Annotated in this window: 19 protein-coding genes and 1 pseudogene; 12 read left to right on the plus strand and 8 right to left on the minus strand. The window is 34.4% G+C overall.

The features are described 5' to 3' along the window. Window positions 1-105: 105 nt before the first annotated feature. A complete protein-coding gene (locus AAGD59_RS05850) occupies window positions 106-708 on the minus strand; it encodes a cell cycle transcriptional regulator TrcR (RefSeq protein ID WP_015589206.1) in 603 nt (200 codons plus the stop codon). A gap of 331 nt (window positions 709-1039) precedes the next feature. On the opposite strand from AAGD59_RS05850, the gene AAGD59_RS05855 reads away from it, so the two are divergent. The 5 genes from AAGD59_RS05855 to trpS all read left to right on the plus strand — a co-directional run bounded on the left by AAGD59_RS05855 (window position 1040) and on the right by trpS (window position 6214). Then, window positions 1040-2848: a peptidylprolyl isomerase gene (locus tag AAGD59_RS05855; protein ID WP_341812910.1), complete on the plus strand. Its 1809-nt coding sequence runs from the start codon at window positions 1040-1042 to the stop codon at window positions 2846-2848. Window positions 2849-3249: 401 nt separating this feature from the next. Beyond that, window positions 3250-3570 carry a 30S ribosomal protein S16 gene (rpsP, locus tag AAGD59_RS05860; RefSeq protein ID WP_006279266.1) on the plus strand — a complete coding sequence of 107 codons (321 nt, stop codon included), beginning with the start codon at window positions 3250-3252 and terminating at the stop codon, window positions 3568-3570. A 10-nt stretch (window positions 3571-3580) separates the two neighbouring features. Beyond that, a complete protein-coding gene (locus AAGD59_RS05865; RefSeq protein ID WP_341812912.1) occupies window positions 3581-4567 on the plus strand; it encodes a polyprenyl synthetase family protein in 987 nt (328 codons plus the stop codon). Window positions 4568-4628: 61 nt separating this feature from the next. Next, window positions 4629-5198: a nucleotide exchange factor GrpE gene (locus tag AAGD59_RS05870; protein ID WP_015589209.1), complete on the plus strand. Its 570-nt coding sequence runs from the start codon at window positions 4629-4631 to the stop codon at window positions 5196-5198. A 17-nt stretch (window positions 5199-5215) separates the two neighbouring features. Continuing rightward, complete coding sequence (gene trpS, locus AAGD59_RS05875) at window positions 5216-6214, plus strand: tryptophan--tRNA ligase (protein ID WP_006280207.1); 999 nt, start codon at window positions 5216-5218, stop codon at window positions 6212-6214. A 175-nt stretch (window positions 6215-6389) separates the two neighbouring features. On the opposite strand, the gene AAGD59_RS05880 is transcribed toward trpS, so the two are convergent. The 3 genes and pseudogenes from AAGD59_RS05880 to AAGD59_RS05890 form a co-directional block, all read right to left on the minus strand. After that, on the minus strand, window positions 6390-7151 hold the full coding sequence (locus AAGD59_RS05880; protein ID WP_012673268.1) for an alpha/beta hydrolase: 762 nt from the start codon (window positions 7149-7151) through the stop codon (window positions 6390-6392). Between the two features lies 1 nt (window position 7152). Beyond that, on the minus strand, window positions 7153-7680 hold the full coding sequence (locus tag AAGD59_RS05885) for a c-type cytochrome (protein WP_015589210.1): 528 nt from the start codon (window positions 7678-7680) through the stop codon (window positions 7153-7155). Between the two features lie 440 nt (window positions 7681-8120). Then, window positions 8121-9376 (minus strand): annotated as a pseudogene (locus tag AAGD59_RS05890) (IS4 family transposase). A gap of 208 nt (window positions 9377-9584) precedes the next feature. Between AAGD59_RS05890 and AAGD59_RS05895 the strand changes: the two are divergent. Continuing rightward, window positions 9585-9725 (plus strand): hypothetical protein, encoded by a 141-nt coding sequence (locus AAGD59_RS05895; protein WP_265027878.1) that lies wholly within the window; start codon window positions 9585-9587, stop codon window positions 9723-9725. 289 nt (window positions 9726-10014) lie between these two features. After that, entirely contained in the window at window positions 10015-11040 is a 1026-nt protein-coding gene (locus tag AAGD59_RS05900) for a hypothetical protein (RefSeq protein ID WP_265027879.1), read from the plus strand. On the opposite strand, the gene AAGD59_RS05905 is transcribed toward AAGD59_RS05900, so the two are convergent. Further along, window positions 11032-12360: an IS4-like element ISWosp9 family transposase gene (locus AAGD59_RS05905; protein WP_041573564.1), complete on the minus strand. Its 1329-nt coding sequence runs from the start codon at window positions 12358-12360 to the stop codon at window positions 11032-11034. The genes AAGD59_RS05900 and AAGD59_RS05905 overlap by 9 nt on opposite strands. A 166-nt stretch (window positions 12361-12526) precedes the next feature. Here AAGD59_RS05905 and AAGD59_RS05910 point away from each other — a divergent pair, with 166 nt between their 5' ends. The 5 genes from AAGD59_RS05910 to AAGD59_RS05930 all read left to right on the plus strand — a co-directional run bounded on the left by AAGD59_RS05910 (window position 12527) and on the right by AAGD59_RS05930 (window position 19016). Further along, complete coding sequence (locus AAGD59_RS05910) at window positions 12527-13765, plus strand: IS256 family transposase (RefSeq protein WP_174517027.1); 1239 nt, start codon at window positions 12527-12529, stop codon at window positions 13763-13765. 128 nt (window positions 13766-13893) lie between these two features. Beyond that, a complete protein-coding gene (locus AAGD59_RS05915) occupies window positions 13894-15222 on the plus strand; it encodes an IS4-like element ISWosp9 family transposase (protein ID WP_041573564.1) in 1329 nt (442 codons plus the stop codon). Window positions 15223-15537: 315 nt separating this feature from the next. Next, window positions 15538-16806, plus strand: coding sequence for a proline--tRNA ligase (gene proS, locus AAGD59_RS05920; RefSeq protein WP_015589211.1), 1269 nt, complete (start codon window positions 15538-15540; stop codon window positions 16804-16806). Beyond that, window positions 16803-17159: a holo-[acyl-carrier-protein] synthase gene (locus tag AAGD59_RS05925; RefSeq protein WP_007549151.1), complete on the plus strand. Its 357-nt coding sequence runs from the start codon at window positions 16803-16805 to the stop codon at window positions 17157-17159. The genes proS and AAGD59_RS05925 overlap by 4 nt, the downstream gene beginning before the upstream one ends. Before the next feature lie 360 nt (window positions 17160-17519). Next, window positions 17520-19016 (plus strand): proton-conducting transporter membrane subunit, encoded by a 1497-nt coding sequence (locus AAGD59_RS05930; protein WP_041573531.1) that lies wholly within the window; start codon window positions 17520-17522, stop codon window positions 19014-19016. Here AAGD59_RS05930 and AAGD59_RS05935 read toward each other — a convergent pair. From AAGD59_RS05935 to AAGD59_RS05945, 3 genes are all read right to left on the minus strand, one after another. After that, a complete protein-coding gene (locus AAGD59_RS05935; RefSeq protein ID WP_015589213.1) occupies window positions 19013-19666 on the minus strand; it encodes a type IV secretion system protein VirB8 in 654 nt (217 codons plus the stop codon). The two genes, AAGD59_RS05930 and AAGD59_RS05935, sit on opposite strands and share 4 nt — an antisense overlap. A gap of 68 nt (window positions 19667-19734) precedes the next feature. Beyond that, a complete protein-coding gene (locus tag AAGD59_RS05940; protein WP_015589214.1) occupies window positions 19735-20529 on the minus strand; it encodes a hypothetical protein in 795 nt (264 codons plus the stop codon). Window positions 20530-20602: 73 nt separating this feature from the next. After that, window positions 20603-21424 (minus strand): AAA family ATPase, encoded by an 822-nt coding sequence (locus tag AAGD59_RS05945; protein ID WP_141457205.1) that lies wholly within the window; start codon window positions 21422-21424, stop codon window positions 20603-20605. Window positions 21425-21436 lie beyond the last annotated feature (12 nt).

The raw sequence follows: 21436 nt of genomic DNA on the forward strand, positions 1-21436 counted from the left end.
AATTATCATTAAACCCCGTACTTTACTTACATTATACTAATAAACACTAGCAAGTCAAGTTAATTTAATGTTAACAAAGCACAAAAATTTGAGGATTTTCAATAGCTATTCTTTATATTTTTTTAACCTTTCTTGCTTCTCCTCTTCTACTTTTGCTTTTTCCACTTCTGCTTCTAAATTTTCTTGACTACATAAGCCGAGTAGTACAGGATCTTGGGGTTTTATATTTTGCATGTTATGATGAGATCCATCTCTTACCTGCTCAACTGTGTAATTTGTTGTACTAATTAATTTAGCTATAACGTTATTGTCCAAGATAGGAAATTTTTTTACTAAATAATAAATCGCATCAGGTTTATCTCTACGTCTTGCCGTAGAGGCAAAGCCAAGAATGCTACCAATCGCTTTACTCCTTTTTTTTATATTTTTTATAATCAAATTTGGTACACGATTTGGATTTTTTTTGCAATCATCGATTTCTTTTTCAGTAATTATTCCAGAAATAATAGGGTTATATTTTTCTACTCCTATTTCCTCATCAGCTATGTCTTGTACTTCTTCAAGGGCCAATCTGCAACATTGTGCTATTTGATTAAAAGTTAAACCAGTGTTGTCTACTAACCAAGCAGCTATTTGCACTAGAAACTGTTTATTTCTATCGTTATTGCCCTTAGAAGATTCCATTGACATCAAAAAAGCATCTCCCATTTAAAGTATCCCTTACTGTTATACAGAGCTAAAATATAAACTATTAAAACTAAAAAAGCATTAATTTTGTCATTCAATAACTTTTTGTTTGTCATTTCCCACCTCTTAAGTTAATTAAATGCGCTTACCTTTAAGCATATTTCAAACAAAATATTTCCCCTTCCTAAGGTATAGTATAACTCAGTTAAACATATGTTCCTATTTAAGATTAGAGAGTTAAATTTTAAGTTAATATATTGTAATATTATATATATTAGCTAATAAAGCAACAGGTTTACAAGCATTAAATTATCACTATTCTATAATTAATCATTAATTAACTGGGTTTAAAATGAATGTTAAAAATTTTTTCACTAAAGTAACCGTTGTCCTTTTAGCTTGCTTGTTAATCTTCATGGGAATTGGCAACCTTTTATCAGGTGATGATGAAAAAGAAGAGGTAGCTAGGGTTGGAAAAGAAGTTATAATGTCAGATGAGTATAAATCACTATATCAAAATTATGAAAAGCAAATTTCTGGATCTGATGCGAGTAGAGAACAAGTAAAAAAGCTGAAATATGATTTGCTTAACGCACTTATAGAGCAAAAACTATTGTTTAACCTAACTAGTGAGCTGGGGTTGACAGTTGGAGAAGAATCTATAAAAAACCATATTAAAAACACCAAATACTTTCAAAATGATAAAGGTGAATTTGACAAAAATAAATTCTATGAAACGCTAAATGACCTGCATATGACAGAGAAAGAGTATATAGCAAAGCTAGAGAAAGTCCTGCCTGCAATGATGTTCATGACTTCATTATTTAAAGATAATTATCCAGTAACTTTTGGCGAGAAAATTGATGAGCAGATATACAAAAGTCGCTACCAAACTAGAGTAGTTGATATTGTTAAAATAACTGAAGATGCAGTTACAAACATTCCTGAACCAGATGATCAAGCCTTACTTGATTTGTACGAAAGAAATAAATCCCATTTTTATTATCCTGAGTATCGAACTGCGCAATATATTTCCCTAGGCCAAAAGTATTTTGAAGATCAAATCAAGATCTCAGATGAAGAAGTTGATGGTATAATAGAACAACAAGAACTTAAAAATCAAAGAGATATATTCAATGCAATATTTTCTACCAAAGAAGAAGCTGAGACAGCAAGAAGAGCATTTGAGGAGGGTAAAACAAGCTTTGAACAGATAGTAGAAGAGTTTGGCAAAGCAAAACTTGAGGAAACTAGAGTAAATAATATAACTAAGGATTTTTTACCAGAAGACGTGAGAGAGAAGGTATTTGCTCTTAAAGTAGGTGAAGTAAGTGAAGTTTTAGCAAGCAGTTTTGGTTGGCACATAGTAAAAGTGGAAAGTGCGCATCAAATCTCTGATGAAGACTTAGTTGATTTAAAAAAAGACATAAAGTCAGTTCTAACTAACCAAAAGTCTTTTGAAAGAGTCAATGATTTCATAAACCAAGTGAACTATAAGATATACAATGGTTCAGAAATTGAAGAAATATTGAGTGAATATAATTTACCTATACAAACTATTGGTCCAGTAGATGCGAGTGGAAAAGATCAAAGCGGTAATAACGTAGGAGATTCTGGTGATTTGATTTCTTTCATTTTTTCGCGAGAAAAGGATCAGAAAGGTTATTTTAAGGGCGTTGGGGACGCCGTTGTTAGTGTAAAAATCGTCGATATCTTTCCACCCAAATTGCAAAGTTTTGAAGAAGGCAAGGCATTAGCGGTAGAGCTTTGGCGTGGTGAGTTTATAAAAGAAAGAATGTTTAAATTCGGGCAAGAGGTTGCAGTTCAACTAAGAGAAAAAACAGATTTGGAAGAAATTCAAGGTGTGGAATTAGTTAAAGGTCAGCAGATGCACCGCAATAAAGTGGATCAACAAAACTACCCCTTTTCTTTTGTAGAAGAGATTTTCAATATGAAAACAACTGGTTCAGTGACAGATCCTATTCAATACAATAATGAAATTATAATAGGTGTTCTAAAAGAAATGCATTCATCAAATGGCAAATTAAACACGCTTGACACCGGAAAACGTGTGATGATATCGCTAAAAGAGCAATTAATTAGCTATCTGGAATCAAAGTATAAAGTCGAAGTTAATCACGCTATACTTGATGATATATAATCAAAAATCTTATAAGCTGCTTCAAACGCATCCAGTGCCCAGACACACAACTGTACGAACATTGCGATTTGAGAGCAATCTTCACTAGAAAGGATGTCATCCCAGTGCCCAGACACTGGGATCCAGGAATTTTATTAAGTTGGTAAGCATAAAAGTAGCCGTTTTATGTTAAAATACAACGTTTTAATGATTAAAAAAAGGCTGGATTCCAGTGTCAAGCACTGGAATGACACCATTTGCTGTGCAATTTACCTTCAAAAATGAATGTTCGTATAGCTGTGCGCCCGGCACTGCCCTACATTATTGGTAATTATATTATAAGGTGCAAAAGTTGTATAATTCATTTGACTTAAAACGGCTCATTGTATAAAATTGTGGCTAATATATGAATAAAGGTTAACATGGCAGTTAAAATAAGGTTGGCGAGGTTTGGCGCAAAGAAACGCCCTTTTTATAGGATAGTTGTAGCTGATTCACGAGCACCAAGAGATGGGCGTTTTATTGAGAAAATAGGACAATATGATCCAATGTTACCAAAAGACAATAAAAATCGTGTTGTGGTGAAAGCTGATAGATTAAAACATTGGCTAAGTGTAGGCGCGCAGGCAACTGAAAGAGTACTGTGGTTTATCAAAAAAGGCATAGTAACTTTAGAAACAGAACCAAAGAAAACAGAAAAGAAGAAAGTAGAGAACGAGAAAGCACAAGGGCAAGAGGCATAAGTCTCTTAAAATGCTAAATACTGATTTAACAAACAGCGATAAATTAGACGATATTGTATCTTCTGATTTGTCAGCTATGAATGACTTTGTCTTCAAAAATGTCAATGATGAAGATGCTAAGCTTGCTACTGATATTATATCTCATCTTGTTAGGTCAGGTGGAAAAAAAATAAGGCCTAAACTAGTTTTTATTATATGTAAAATGCTAAACTATTCTGGGGAGAATAGGATCAACGTTGCTGCATCGGTAGAGTTTATACACAATGCTACTTTACTTCATGATGATGTGCTCGATGAAAGTGAGGGACGCCATGGAGTTAAAACAGCGAATAAGATTTGGGGAAATAAATCAAGCATTTTAGTTGGTGATCTATTGTTGACTCTAGCATTTAGATGGCTTATAGAGTGTGGAAATTTAAATATTCTCTCTATTTTATCTAAAGCATCGCATTTACTTGTGAAGGGTGAAATAAAGCAGATGACAGCACGTTTTGACCCCCACACAGTCAGGGAAAATTATTTTGATATCATTGGAGAAAAGACAGCATCTTTATTTTCTGCATGCTGTGAAGCTGCATCAACAGTATCTGGTGCAACAAATGACGAAACAGAGAGGCTAAAGAATTTTGGTTTTAATTTTGGTATGGCATTTCAAATAGTTGATGATATGCTCGATTATACTGCTAATCAAGGCACTTCTGGAAAGCAAGTCGGAAAAGACTTTTTCGAAGGTAAAGTCACCTTACCTGCTATTATAGCATACGAAAAGGGCAGTCCAGCAGAGCAAAAATTCTGGGAAAAATGCTTTTCTTCAGCTAGACACAATTTTGACCAAGCATTACACTATATTAATCACCATAATGCCATTCAGCTTTCTATGGAAAAAGCTAGACACTACATTAATATGGCACAAAATGATATTAGTACTTTTTCTGATTCTTTTTATAAAACTACTTTAATTGACTTTTTAAATGCGAGCATAGAAAGACGAATGTAGCTGGCGCTTGATATTTTCGAATTAATTGCTATATATTTATTAGATTCTTAAGGGTAATAATATGTCAGATAGCAGTAAAGAGAAAAAGAAGAAGTTTGCTGATATGGTAAGTAGGCAGAAAGGTGACGACCAACAAAGTGATAACCATAAGCAGACTGATGATTTAAATGAAGATCTCAATACATTAAAAGAACGTGCAGCTCAGCTTGAAGATCATTTACGCCGTGCTGTTGCAGATAATGAAAACGTCAAACGTATAATGCAAAAGCAAATTAGCGATGCAAGTGACTACGCAGTCACAAAACTTGCACGTGATATGATCGACTCGTGCGACAATTTAAAAAGAGTAATGGAAATTTTGAAAGACGGTGATCCTGTTCATGAGGGGATTAAAGTAGCTTATCAAAAAATTATAAATGATCTAAAAAAACATGAAATAGAGGAAGTAGATCCACTTGGTGAGCTTTTTGATAGTAATTTACACCAAGCTGTTGTGGAAAGAGAAGACAATGAAAAAAAGCCTGGCACCATTGTAGAAGTACTACAAACTGGTTATACTATCAAAAATAGGTTGCTCCGTCCTGCAATGGTTATTCTTTCTAAGAAATCTGCTGATTGTGGAAGCGATTAGCATGAGGTAAATGTATAATGACAAGTATTGTCTTTTCAGGTATCCAGCCAAGTGGCGTACTACATTTAGGTAATTATCTTGGTGCAATCAAACAGTGGATAGACTTACAGGATAAATACAAATCTCTTTTTTGTATTGTCGACCTACACGCAATCACAGCAAATAAGCTTCCCGCAAGTGAATTAAAAAGTAATATTTTCAAAACAGCAGCAGCTTATATTGCATGCGGAATAGATACAGAAAAGTCCATTATTTTTAGTCAGTCCACAGTTAGTGGTCATGCAGAACTGGGCTGGCTGCTTGGATGCTATACACCAATTGGTTGGCTTAATCGCATGACTCAATTTAAAGATAAAGCTGGCAGCGATAAACAAAAAGCCTCTCTTGGATTATATAGTTATCCAGTACTTATGGCTGCAGATATATTGTTGTATCAAACTAAATACGTTCCTGTTGGTGATGATCAAAAACAGCATTTGGAGCTTGCACGTGATATTGCATCAGCTTTTAACAATCATTATAAGCTGGATTATTTCATCGTACCTGAAATCTTAACTTTGGATTGCACATCAAGGATAATGAGCTTAAGGGATGGCACAAGCAAGATGAGTAAATCTGATCCTTCAGAACATTCGTGCATTAACCTTGATGATACGGATGACTTAATTGTCAAAAAAATAGAAAAAGCAAAAACAGATTCAATTCTAGGCTTTGCTACTTTAAAGTGCCGACCAGAAATAAGCAATTTGATAAACATTTATTCAGTGCTTAGTAATGTAAATGCAGAAAAAGTATGTGAAGAAGTGAACAAACATGACATGAAGCACTTCAAAAAAGAGTTAGCTGATTTAATTATCAGTGTTATATCACCCATACGTGAGAAAATGAATGATCTTTTAAAAGACCAATTCCATTTACATGAAATATTAAAAAAAGGCACAAAGAAAGCAGCAGAAATTGCAACCCATAATATAAAAGAAATCAAGGATATTATTGGATTTGCTCAATATCTGTAAGGTTCCAAAGTGTGATGGTGCGAACCGTCATACCGCCGCGGTATCTCAGCCGCTAACACGTAGCGGGATGACGGTTTTTCAAATTGTCGGTAAATCTAAGTCAGTTTAGCTATAGGCAGCAATTTTCTGTATTTATTTTAAGTTGAAGAAAGCTCAAATGAAAAATCGTGTTTTGCTAAAAATCACAGAATGCAGTCTGGTTACAAAATTCTCTAATGGTCTTAAATAAAACTTCCAGTGAATGATTGTCAGACATATTGTGCTCTGCTGATTTTATTAAGTGTACTTCAACATCGGTTGACTTAATTTTTTCAGCTAAATTCAATGAAGTTTGATAAGGAACATCTTTATCATTAATGCTATGCAGCAAGCGCACAGGACAGTTTATATCTATTGTCTTTTTGTTTAAAAGAAGGTTCTTTCTGCCATCTTCGATCAAATTTTTAGTTATTTTGTATGTACAATGCTCTGAAGTAAAATCTATTACACCTTTAGAATCTAGTTCTTCTTTTTGCTTGCCTGACAATTGCTTGAATATCAAATCTTCAGTAAAATCGGGAGCAGACGATATACCAATTAGTGCTGCAATTTTTTCTGGAAATTGAAGGGCAGTGAGCAACATCAGCCATCCTCCCATACTTGAACCTATAATTATTTGTTTATCGCTAGTTAATTCACTCATTACTTTAGCACAATTTTTTTGCCAATCACTTATCGTGTAATCAATAAAATTACCACTTGAATGACCGTGACCAAAATAATCAAATAGCACAAGTGCTACGTCATTTTCTTGGCAAAATTTGTAAATAGCAGTTGCTTTAGTTCCATCCATATTGGATGCAAATCCACCGAAAAAAACTACAGAAGCTTTCTTTCCTTGTAGCTTTCGATATGCTATGTGACCATTATTTCCATCAAACAATTTACAATAATCCATACTACTTTGGCAAAGCAACCGGGCTATCACTCAATTGATGCAAATAACTAACTAGATCTGCAATTTCTTGTGGATTGGAAATACCTGCAAATGCCATACGTGTACCTTTTATATAGGCTTTTGGGTTCTTTAAAAAGGCAAATAGCTCCTCATACCCCCATTTTCCACCTCTGTCAAGCACTGCTTTTGAGTAATTGAATGAGTTACCAAGATGGGCCTTTTTATTTCCAACTATGTTCCATAAGTTTGGTCCTACTTTATTCATTCCACCTTTCTCAAAACTATGGCAGGCTATACATTTTTTTGCTGCTGATTTACCTTTCTCAAAGCTAGCATTCTGCATGAGCGCTCCAATATCAAGCGCCACTTGCTCGATTTTTTGCTGGAACTCATTGCTGCCAGCAGCTACTATCGTTTGGTGTTCAATCTTATATTCTTCTGGACTGTAAAGCATATCAACTACATTACTAACTATCATAATGATTAGCCCAGAAAGTAAAATCGATGCTGCAATCTTATTAAGCTCCATAGTTAATTTTTATTAAGTAATGTTACTTAAATTATGCGAATATTTTCGCAAATAGCAACCAATTACCTTGAAGCTCGCTAAAGATGAGAGTCTCTATAGCTGACCCAAGAAAGGTTTTCTTACGTCCATACCGCCGCGAACCGTCATACCGCGATTCATTCGCGGTATCTCAGCCGCTAACAAGAGATCCCGCTAACAAGTAGCGGGATGACGAGGTTCACTGCCATTAAGTTAAGGAAAGAATGGTTAAAAACTGAACTAAAAAGTCAGAAATAATTAAGGATTTATGACAAATGCTGAAACAGAATAGAGTAAACTTTAAAGCAGATAAACTCTGAAGTGTAAATTACTTAAGAAATAGTTTGTTTAGAAGTCATTTTACAGGAGCTATGGCAATAAGCTACCCAGTTATTATCAGAAGATATGAATACTACCTCTAGTCAAAATATGTGTTTTCTAACCCTTTTTTGGTAATTGAACGAACGAAGATAAGGTACCTTATGACGATCAACTTTCCTTCCCTTTCTTACCGCCAAAGTGTTCATCAAAAATAGCTTTGATAATTGATCCATAATGCAGTCAGTATCTGATTCCGTAGCAAAAATGTCGAAAGCCAAGTTTTTGATCGCGTTAAATGAGACAGATTTGTTAATGCTCCTCTTAAGCTTATCATCGGTTAAGTCCATATTCAACGCTTCTTCTACATCTTCTGTCATAACACTTTCTAGGTTGCTAATAAAGATAGCTGACCAAAAATCCTGTTTAACAGACTCAACACTTTTTCCTGTAAAATTTTCTAGACTTAGTCTTCCTTTGAGTTTTGCAAAAAATGTCTCAACTCCCCAGCGTAAAAAATATAACTCCTTAAATCCTCCAGTTTGAAACTTTTGTTCATCCATTAATGATGTAGCTAACACTTCAATTTCACCAGATGGCAGTACCACTTTGAAGCGTTATTCCACTATTTTCTTGTTTTATCTTACGCTGAGCACATATGGTAACCTCAACACTAGATGGGCTTTTTTCTTCAAACATAGCATTCACTTCATTAAAAGATGATCTGGGACATCGAATGACATAAGCAATTTTTCTTTTTGTAAGGCTAGAAAGAAATTTATAAGATAAATATACAAATCAGTAAGTCATTAGTATTTACAACTTTAAGCATTTCATCTGCTAAGTTAATTTCATGAGTGTTACCTCTATCTAACACTGACCTTATGGCAACATTATTTAGCACATCTTAACAAACCGCAAAGGTTGCACTTGCATAATCACCTAAATCTTTTGGTTTTTGGTTACGTATTTTTCTTGAGCCAAATTCATTTTTTATTTCAACGCTTGTTGGTAAAATGATTTTGGAGGCATCAAGAGCTAACACTCTAAAGCCAAAACAAGTTTTAAATTTTTGGTCTTGGTAGTACAAGGAAACCACACCTTCGTTAATTTCTGAAAATGCACTGTGTTTCATTTTTTTTCTTGCTTGACTAAAAGCACTAGCAGTAACGGTATAGTCTTTTTTCCTATATAAAATAAATTCGTTTAGTATTACTTGCAGCGACTTTACACTTTTTCTTAAAATTAAGATAAATATGTCAATAAAAGATAACTTCCTCTTTCTCATAAAATCTTTTGAAGATGATTTATGGGATTCTATAAATTCTAGACTTGCCAATTCATTTTGAATAAATTTTATTACTGCCTTTTTTACTCATACTACCTTTAAACTTATTGGTATACATCATTATCCCATAAAATCTATCTTTTTTCCTTAACTTAATGGCAGTGAGACGAGGTTATCGTCATGCCGCCACGAACCGTCATACCGCGATTCATTCGCGGTATCTCTTAGCCGCTAACAAGTAGCTGGATGACGATTGTCAGGGTGTAATCCCAGTGTCCCTATGATGTCATCCCAGTGCCCAGACACTGGGATCCAGGAAAAAGAATGGTGTCATGAAAGTAGCCTCCTGTCATCCCAGTGCCTTGACTACTTGGATCCAGAAAACTTAACTTTAAATAAGTGGCTGCATAATAAAGACTAGATTCCAGTATCAGCTACTTGCATGACACTATTTGTTGTAAACTCACTTTTACTCTATGGTTATCTTTTTATACTACCTTGTCTACCTTATTTTACCGCTTTCCTAAACGGATACAACTTGGAGCTATTTTGCCTTTTTTCTATGCAAGAAGTCTATTGTATAGCTATTGCCGGTTGTATATTACTTATAGTTTATCTATTCAAATTTTGACTTTATTTTTCATAATTAATTATTGACACTGTTGATAATCTAGTTATTATTAATATTCTAGTGGTTAATGAGGTAAAAAATGTCTACATCTAACCTTAAAATTTCGATTGCTGCTTTATCATTATGTGTATCTGCCGTTGCAATTTATATACATCTCCCTTATGTTATTGCAGCAGTTTCTGGTTCTGGTGCCATTGCAGCAGTTCCTTTAGCAATCTTTGCTGTTTCTGTGGTTGTTGCATTGGCTTCAGTAGCATATCTTATTAAACTTGCCGTTTCTAGAGATGATAATAAGAAAGAAGCAGGTCTTAATGGACAGGAATTTGGCCATACTGCATCTCAAGAACCACAAAAATCTGCGTGTAAAAATTGTAATAATCTGGACAGTGAACTAATTAGAAAAGGATTGTCTGTTAAGCAAGATAGTGGATCACAGACGGAAGTGAGAAGTTCGGAACATGTTCCGAACCTTACTCCTCAACAACCTCCGCTAACACTTGGTACAGCAATTCCTCAAAATAATAATGCACCTCCGCCACCACCTCCACCTCCAAGTTCAAATGGAACTTCTTCATCAAAGAATGCTAGTAGTCCTAGTGATCCTGACGTTAAACCTGACATGAGCGCTGTATTTAATAAAATAACACAACAAAAACCAAATCTCATGAGCAAGGAAGAGCGTGATAAGAAGTTAAAGGAACAGGCAGCAAAGAAGTCAAGCAATAAAGGAGGTGGGCAACAAGAAAAAAATGAAGATCTTATGGCTGATTTGAGTAAAGCACTTCAGAAACGAAGGGCAGGCGTTAATGGAAAGCAAGGGAGCGACGTACAACAGCCAAGTCACCTGGGCAGGGCATTCAGTAAAGTGTTAGCTATGATCCCACCACCACGGAGTCGTAGTAGTAGTGTATCAAGTGATAGTAGTAATGTATCTGATGATGAAAATTGGGAGACAGACCCAGAACCTATTGAGCAGGCATCTTCAGGCTCCCAATCGCTCCATAGAGAAAGAAGCGGGAGTCTTGACAGTGGTATAGGATCTGGTTCTGAACCCACATCTCCGTCACATTCGGGAGTGTTAAATAAACCATACGCGTCAAGTTAAGGAATGTAGAGAGCTTAAAGTAGATACCCTGGTCTTCCTATATCTGTCTTTCAAAGAAAACTTTGACCAGATTATAGTAAGCTTTTTTAGAAAAATTTTTAAATTATTGACAATATTGTTTAATATCAAAAAGAGCTCTCTAACCCGCCTTTTCAATTCAATAAATGCCTTTGTTAAACTGAGCTCCGTGTTCTTTTTTAGTTTTACACAGCCAATCATTCCGTGAAATACGAGAATAGCACATAATTTTGCGTATAGCTCGCACAATACTCTAAATGGATTTGTCTTTCCTTTTAGTTTATCAAGATTGATATGACTTTTATATAGTTTAAATAGTAATTCGATTTGCCATCTTACTCTATAAACCGTCAATATTTGTTCAGCATTAATTTTACTCTCTGGAACATTAGTTATAAATATTGACCAATCTAATAACTTTTGATTCTTTTGAGAAGATGTATATCCATGTGACTTTGCTAATTTATTAGCCTTTCTTCTTCTAGCCATAGACTGTTCTTCAGTTAGCTTTTGACATATAATTCTTACCTTAATTTTTACTTCCTTTCCTAATAATACTTCTTTTTCTGAAGATAATTGACCTTCCAAATACTCCAATAGCTCTATTTTTTGATTTGTTTCTATATCATATATATTGGTATCAGACTTATAACGACTAACAAAATATGCACCTGCTTCATCAATCTGTTTAAAAGAACTAGGCACAAAGTAGCCCAAGTCAAATATTAGCAAATCATTGGCTGATAAACCGTTCAGATAATCCCTATAACCTTGATCCGACCTTATTCCTTCCATAAAATTTAACTTATCTAGCGCTTGATTCAGGTAATCAAAGACTAACTGTAGCTTTATTCCTGATTTGGTATTATTCTCACAATCTCTATAGCTACTGCCATATCCTTTGTACATATCTTCCATGCTACTGGGCAGGCTAATGTAGCTGCTATCCAATAATTTAACGCTTCCAAATTGCTGTAAAATTTTGCAATCAATCTGTAGACTTTTTTTAAATAAACACAAAGCTTCGTTATACATTTTTTTCATGAACTCAACTGCTTCTTCACTAAACCTAAAATCTAAACCCTGTTTTGTAATTTCTATCGAGTCTTCATTTAGCAATTGGCACATTGTTTCTATGCTGCAATCATCAACTCCTATGTTACCAAAAACCATAGCTTTTATGAATGATGAGCCATTAAGTTTTCTCTTTCTTTTTATAAAACCTACTGCAATTGATATTTCGTCTGCTTTTTCATTAAAGAATTCATTGAGGTCTTTTGATAAGCAAGCTATTCTGTCCATTGTAAGTTCTCTCATTCATATATCCAAGAGAATTTATACCTTATTATTTTCCTTCACTCTATCAACTTTACTTACACTTTTCCTTAACTTGACGCGTATGGTTAAATAAACTGTGTCAAACCGAAAAAAAAGTAATAAATTGATATAAAAAAATGGAGGTTTGACAATGAGTCAGAAAGTAGTAAACAGAACTACCGGATTGGTAGATTATAAAGAATTAGAAACAAATATCCTGTCGTCTATACGAGAAGGAAGGCCGCTGACAGGAAGGGACGGAGCGTTAACACCGTTTATAAAAAGGTTGCTGGAGGCGAGTCTAGAGGGTGAAATAGAAAACCACTTGTTGGCTGAAAGCGAAGAAAATAACCGAAGAAATGGGAGGAATGCAAAAACTTTACGTACAAGTGCAGGCTCATTTGAGCTATTAACACCAAGAGATAGAGAAGGAAGTTTCGAACCACAAATAGTCAAAAAAAGGCAAACAAACTTACATCCAGAGCTTGAAACGAAGATTTTGAGCACATTTGCCAGTGGTATGGGTTATAGAGATATAGCGTCACATGTTGAGGAAATTTATGATCACAAAATATCGGCAGCAGAGATATCAAGTATTACTGACAAATTGCTACCAGTAATCAATGAATGGCGCAGTCGTCCGCTGCAATCTGTATATCCGATAGTGTTCATGGATGGCATGTTTTTTAAAGTCAAAGAGGATGGGCATTGCGTAAGTAAATGCATGTACAATATATTGGGCATAGATCAAAATGGCAGAAAAGAAGTCTTGGGCTTTTATTTGGCTGAAAGTGAAGGAGCTAACTTCTGGTTGGGAGTACTAAATGATCTAAAAGAAAGAGGAGTAGAAGATATCCTTATTGCCTGCGTTGATGGGCTGAAAAGCTTTCCTACAGCCATAAACAGTGTGTTTCCTAATGCGGAGGTACAGCTATGTGTGGTGCATCAGATACGCAATTCTCTGAAATATGTATCTAGCAAAGATGTAAAGATTTTCATGAGTGATTTAAAAAAAGTATATCAGGCTTCAAGTAGAGAAATAGCTGAAAATTATCTACTTGAGTTGGAAGAAAAATGGGGAGAAAAGTACCCATTGGTTGTAAAATCATGGCAGAATAATTGGGAAAACTTATCCGGCTATTTCAAGTATTCTGGCCCAGTTAGAAGGCTAATTTATACTACCAATCCTATTGAGGGACTGCATAGACAGATTAGAAAATTCACTAAAACTAAGGGCTCATTTACCAGCACAAATGCCTTGTATAAACAGGTGTATTGTGCTATAAAAAAGGTAGAGCAAAAATGGACTATGGCTTTGCCTAATTGGGCATTAACTATGTCTCAGCTCGACATTTTCTTTCCTAATAGATTGAAAATTGAGTTGAACTAAAAATGCGGTTTGACACAGTTTATTTAACCATACGCGTCAAGTTAAGGAAAAGTGTAAGTAAAGTTGATAGAGTGAAGGAAAATAATAAGGTATAAATTCTCTTGGATATATGAATGAGAGAACTTACAATGGACAGAATAGCTTGCTTATCAAAAGACCTCAATGAATTCTTTAATGAAAAAGCAGACGAAATATCAATTGCAGTAGGTTTTATAAAAAGAAAGAGAAAACTTAATGGCTCATCATTCATAAAAGCTATGGTTTTTGGTAACATAGGAGTTGATGATTGCAGCATAGAAACAATGTGCCAATTGCTAAATGAAGACTCGATAGAAATTACAAAACAGGGTTTAGATTTTAGGTTTAGTGAAGAAGCAGTTGAGTTCATGAAAAAAATGTATAACGAAGCTTTGTGTTTATTTAAAAAAAGTCTACAGATTGATTGCAAAATTTTACAGCAATTTGGAAGCGTTAAATTATTGGATAGCAGCTACATTAGCCTGCCCAGTAGCATGGAAGATATGTACAAAGGATATGGCAGTAGCTATAGAGATTGTGAGAATAATACCAAATCAGGAATAAAGCTACAGTTAGTCTTTGATTACCTGAATCAAGCGCTAGATAAGTTAAATTTTATGGAAGGAATAAGGTCGGATCAAGGTTATAGGGATTATCTGAACGGTTTATCAGCCAATGATTTGCTAATATTTGACTTGGGCTACTTTGTGCCTAGTTCTTTTAAACAGATTGATGAAGCAGGTGCATATTTTGTTAGTCGTTATAAGTCTGATACCAATATATATGATATAGAAACAAATCAAAAAATAGAGCTATTGGAGTATTTGGAAGGTCAATTATCTTCAGAAAAAGAAGTATTATTAGGAAAGGAAGTAAAAATTAAGGTAAGAATTATATGTCAAAAGCTAACTGAAGAACAGTCTATGGCTAGAAGAAGAAAGGCTAATAAATTAGCAAAGTCACATGGATATACATCTTCTCAAAAGAATCAAAAGTTATTAGATTGGTCAATATTTATAACTAATGTTCCAGAGAGTAAAATTAATGCTGAACAAATATTGACGGTTTATAGAGTAAGATGGCAAATCGAATTACTATTTAAACTATATAAAAGTCATATCAATCTTGATAAACTAAAAGGAAAGACAAATCCATTTAGAGTATTGTGCGAGCTATACGCAAAATTATGTGCTATTCTCGTATTTCACGGAATGATTGGCTGTGTAAAACTAAAAAAGAACACGGAGCTCAGTTTAACAAAGGCATTTATTGAATTGAAAAGGCGGGTTAGAGAGCTCTTTTTGATATTAAACAATATTGTCAATAATTTAAAAATTTTTCTAAAAAAGCTTACTATAATCTGGTCAAAGTTTTCTTTGAAAGACAGATATAGGAAGACCAGGGTATCTACTTTAAGCTCTCTACATTCCTTAACTTGACGCGTATGGTTTATTTAACACTCCCTCACATTCTGCGCCAAAGGCAGATAAACCACTGATATCGCCTAAGCCTGTTAATTTAAAAACGAAACCTGAAGCTCTTCCTGCAACAACAGTGACTAATGAAGCAGGAAAGCTACCAGCTTCTTCTGTTAAGGACCGTTGTAAAATGTTTGGTGGAGCGGCTACTAAATTTGAGAGGGGATCGGTATTAGTACGTTAAGGAAAGCACCACACACTTCCCTTCTTTTTCAAAATAAGTTTACCTATAGATCTGATTGTATTAAGATTGTTTAATACAATCAGATCTATTATATGCGTTTATCCAAGTATTACTTACCAACTCTAAAGGAAAAGCCTGCTCATGCTAAAATTATCTCCCATCAATATTCTTTACGTGCAGGTTTAATAAAGCAGATAGCATCTGGCATTTATTCCTGGTTACCACTTGGTCTCTTAGTGCTTAAAAATATTGAAGACATTATCAGAGATGAAATGAACAAATCCGGTGCTATTGAAGTGTTGATGCCTTGTGTCCAACCAGCAAATCTTTGGCGAGAATCAGGGCGTTACGATGATTACGGTAAGGAAATGTTACGTATAAGGGATAGGCATGAGGAAGACATGCTTTTTGGTCCAACGCACGAGGAGGTGGCAACTGATCTAATTAGAGATATGGTAAAAAGTTACAAAGATTTGCCACTTTGTTTATACCAAATTCAATGGAAGTTTCGTGATGAGGTAAGACCACGTTATGGCGTTATGAGGGGCAGGGAATTTTTGATGAAGGATGCATATAGCTTCGATGTAGATTACGAAGGTGCACTGAATTCATATAATTTGATGTACAAAACTTACATAAAAATCTTCAAACGCATGGGACTTACCCCAATTGGAGTTCGAGCTGATACGGGGCCAATTGGAGGAAATTTGAGCCACGAGTTTCATATATTGGCAAACACTGGTGAAAGCACTTTATATTACGACAACAAATTTTCTGAGTTGCTAGAAAGCGAAGATGTTGAAAGTTTGAAGAGTATATACGCAGTTGCAGATGATATGCATGATCCTGAGACTTGCCCTATATCACAAGAGCAGTTAAATGTTAGTAAAGGTATTGAAATAGGGCATATTTTTTATTTTGGCGACAAATACTCAAAGCCTATGAAGGCAAGTGTTACTTCTCAAGATGGAAAAAATGTCAATATACATATGGGTTCGTATGGCATTGGAGTTTCAAGGCTTGTCGGTGCAATAATAGAAGCTTTTCATGATGATAAAGGAATTATCTGGCCAGAATCGGTGGCTCCTTTCAGAATTGGTTTAATCAATTTACAAACGAAAGTAACGGAGGCTGCAGATAAAATATACAAAGCTTTGAAGAGCGATGAAGTGCTTTACGATGACACGGAAGGAAGTGTAGGAGTAAAATTTTCTAGAATGGATCTGATAGGCTTGCCGTGGCAAATAATTGTCGGAAAAAAGGCAATAGATGAAAAGATAGTTGAAGTAAAAAATAGAGCAACTGGAGAGGTAAAGGAAATGCAGATTGAGGAAGCAATAAATCACTTTAGCACAAAATGATACACGGTATCGGCACTGACATAGTATATATACCAAGAGTATCGAGGATATTACAAAAATACGGGGAAAAATTTCTCAATAGAATCTACACTGAGAAAGAAATAGAGCTAAGTAGAAAGTATAATAGTCAAGAAATGCGAGCAAGGTATTTCGCTAAGCGTTTTGCGGCAAAGGAGGCTTTTGTTAAAGCACGAGGTAGTGGTCAGGGTATTATAATGAAAGATATAGAAATATACAATGATGTAAGAGGCAAGCCATATCTTACCGTTAGCAAGGATTTTATCTCCAAAATTCATCTTTCTCTGAGTGACGATGGAGATTACGCTACTGCATTTGTTGTAATTTGCGTCTAGCAGATATTGTTTCAATTTATGCAGTTGACTTTATGCTATCTATATAGCTAAACCGACTTACAACAATTTGAAAAACCGTCATTCCGCTACTAGTTAGCGGAATCTATGCTGAGATACCGCGGCGGTATGACGGTTCGCGGTGGCATGACGATAAGCTCGTCATCCCGCTACTAGTTAGCGGATGAGATACCGCGAATGAATCGCGGTATGACGTAACGACAAATTCGTCATCCCGCTACGTGTTAGCGGGATCTAGAGATACCGCGGCAGTATAGCTATAGCATATGCAACAACTAAAAAAACATAGCAGTTTTTCTATGATTTTAGTATAATTCTAGCTTTACCTAAACAAAAAATTTAATGGACTATATCTTAATGTATCTTTCCTTACCATTTTCAATTACTGAGAATTATTTATTAATTACTGCGTTGATTCCACTTTTAAGTGCGTTAGTTATTTTTTTTACTGGTAAATGGCCCGGAGTGAACAATAGTATTACTGTCACTTCTTCTGTACTTCTGTTTACGTATACGTGTCTGTGCACTTTATATTGGGTGTATGGTGATCATTCTCAATTTATCCTCATGGATTTTGGTAATAATTTGCACATTAGTTTAAAGCTAGAGTCTACCGGAGTAATATTCAGTTTATTAATATCGTTTTTATGGGTGCTGACCAGTATATATGCAATATGTTATATGCAGAATAACTATGCTGATAGCAATCACTCAAGTTTTCTATGCTTTTTTTCAATATCAATTAGCTGTGCAATGTTTATTGCTTTTTCTGGAGATTTGCTCACTACATTTGTCTTTTATGAGCTTCTAACTATTAGTACATACCCTCTGGTTACTTACAACTCAACAAATGAATCAATGATTGCAGGGCGCTATTACTTTGGCGTGCTATTTTTCTCTTCTTTGGTATTGTTTTTTCCTGCAATAGGCCTTTTATATAATGAATTTCATACTTTAGACTTTGTAAGTGGTGGAATATTCAAATTTGATACTTCACTCATCACTTTCATTGCAGTGTGTTTTGCTATGCTGATTTACGGAATAGGAAAAGCTGCATTAATGCCAATGCATTTTTGGTTACCAAAAGCAATGGTTGCACCAACTCCTGTAAGCGCACTACTGCATGCTGTTGCTGTTGTGAAATCCGGAGTTTTCATCATCATAAAAGTTATATTATACACTTTCGGTATCGGTAACATGCAACGTTTTGCGCAGCAAAGTTGGTTTGCTGGAGGGTGGCTTCCGTACGCTGCTGGATTTACTATTATTACTGCATCATTGATTGCATTAAAGCAAAAAGAATTAAAAAAATTGCTTGCTTACTCTACCATCTCTCAATTGTCGTATATTATATTATTCGCTTCAATTTTTAGTGAGCTCAGCATGAGGGTTGCAATTTTCCAATTAGTTTGCCACGCATTTGCAAAAATCACTTTGTTTTTCGTTGCAGGAGCAATAATAACAAGAGCAGGTGAGAAGTATATAGATAAGATTTACGGTATAGGACGCAGTATGCCAATTAGCATGACAGCATTTGCTATAGGTGCGTTGTCTATGATAGGGGTGCCGCCTGCTCCGACTTTTTGGGGTAAATTTCTCATTTTTCAAGCTGTTTTCAACTCTGGCAATGTAATACTTTCTGTGTTTGTAACTCTAGTGTTAATTGTTAGTACTATACTCAACGCTCTGTACTTTTTACCGATAATTTACAACGCCTTTTTCTTAAAACCTTCTCAGAATTACTTTATTAAAAAAACACCAATTCTTCTAGTTTTACCTCCAGTTATTACTGCTACATGCACTTTGGTTATTTTTTTTAGCTACCAAGTAATATTTTAAAATCTGTATTTATAACCATTAACAATAAATTTAAATGGTATTATACCAGCCAGAGTTGCTTTTATATTCGACAAAGTGAAGCTAATCTCCACAGTATCCTCCTTATTTTGCTCGGTTGTAAAAACTACAGTAGCATTTCCAGCAAATGTAACTAGGTCCTTGGTCGATCGGTCAATAGATAATGTTATTACGTTTATGTTGGTAATTTTTCTTTTGGATGAAACAGCTTCATTATTCGTTTTTTCCTGAAAGCCTTGATGGATTTTATGTATAGAATTGTTTCTTATAAAATTTTCTTGGTACTTCGGTTCAACGGTCTTAATGGACTCGTATACTTCAATGTATTTACTTATTAAGTACCTCGCTGTGGAAGTGTATTCATCTTCCTTTTTACTGAAACTAAGCTTATGCATTGCAGAGAACTCATCTTCTGTGTGGTTCATATACTTCACAAAATTTAAATCTTTTTTAACAGGAAATAACAGGTATATGTTTAATGTTAATAAACATAAGCATACTAGGAGAAGCGATACTATTAATGCCATCCAAGATCTTTCTGCTACACAAAACAGATACCTATGGCAGTACCATTCGACTGCTTTACTGAAATAACTTTTGTTTTTTACTGATTCAAGCAATTTATCTTCCATAACACAATACTACCAGACCTAATCGGATCATTATAATAACAATAAGCTTAGATACTCTAAAAAAAACTTTAAAATATGTCTAAATTTTCCCAAATAGGATGAATGATTATATCACCTTGTTCTGCAATGAGGTAGAATTTATCGATTTTGCTCACATCTATATTTATCATTTTTACACTGAAATTTTCAGGATCATAAGTATTACTTTCTACACTTTTGTGATAATTATAATAATGTAATTTATTTTGATCATCAAAATAACCAAATTCATCAGCAAAGGTTCCCACTTTTCTACCTTTACCACTTTTGACTAGCTCAAATAGATCAATTACATGGTTTTGGGATCCAGGCTCAATAGGCCCTTCTGCAGCAAAAAATTTAGGTGCATGACCAACGTATTCCTTAAATTTTAGATTATGAGTCTTTTTTACACTACCAAAATCCACAAACTTATATTCATCTGAAACGCCAGAATATTGTGGATCATACTTTTTATATTCAAAAAACTCATTACCTAAAAAATTACAAAACGTTAATTTATAATTATCATGATCGGATTTTACGACTTTAAGGTAATGAAAATCTCTAGGAATCCTTACTTCCTCTTCCGTGATATGATTACGTACAACAAACTCACCATTTAGCATATGATAGCCAATTTTTGGCAAAGTGGCTATATTGATTGCCTTGTTTAGCTTAAAATTTGCCTCATAGATGCCACTTAATAACTCCTTTCCTTTTTCTAAGGTGACGTCCTGGTCTAAAGCTATATTCTTGATTGAACTCAATTCTTTCTGCATATTCAGTATAGCTTTCGTCAAAACTTCTATTGATTGCCATACAGTTAATTTATTATCAGTCAAATTATATACTTCAAGTATTAAATTAACAGGATTTTATCATGAATTTATGTTAAAAGTATTATACTTTGTAAACTTATGTCATGATATTAACTACATTAGCTAAAACATGCTTTTTATCTAAGTGGAGTTGCTTAGCAACAACAAAAAGTTCATCTATTTTTTTCCACTGACTTAGCAGAATTTCAACATCATTTACCTCTCTCTTTATGCTTTCTAAAATGAAGGCCTGAATTATATATGATGCTAGTTCTAGTTCGATTTCGCTATTAATTACTTTATTAATCATATTGGGATTCTTTAAATCATGAAGAAATTTATAAAAGCACTTGTATGCTTCATAAGCATCACTACTTATTGCATTTATTATCATTCCTGGCATTCCAGGAAATAAAGTAATGATTTCATCAAATATTTGATCATCAAATTTACATTGAGATGAAACAACTTGCTTTGTTTCATCATAAGTTAATGGGAGTAAATTCAGCTGAAAGCACCTACACAAGATAGTGGTTTGTATATCATATGGCTTATGGCTAATTATAAATATCTTAGAATTTTTTGGCGGCTCTTCTAATATTTTCAATATTGCGTTTTTAGCGTTATTAGTCATTGCCTCTAAGCTATCTATTATAGCTATTTTGTGTTCTGATTGAATGGGACTTAAGTGTAGAAAGTTTTTCATTTCTCTGACTTTTTCTATTCCGATAGTATCACCTTCAACAATGTGTAAGTCCAATGCTACTTCATTATAGCTTTTTATGAGTAACCAATTGGAGAAGGATTTTGCAAGTGTTGCTTTTCCTATACCTTTTTTACCACAGATCAGCCAAGACTGAACAGATAAGTTGTTCATTAATTTTTTTTTGGCCTGGTTGTGACCTATTACTTTTTTCATTCTTTCTCCTAT

Source organism: Wolbachia endosymbiont (group A) of Cephus spinipes (genome assembly GCF_964026895.1).
Lineage (GTDB): Bacteria > Pseudomonadota > Alphaproteobacteria > Rickettsiales > Anaplasmataceae > Wolbachia > Wolbachia pipientis.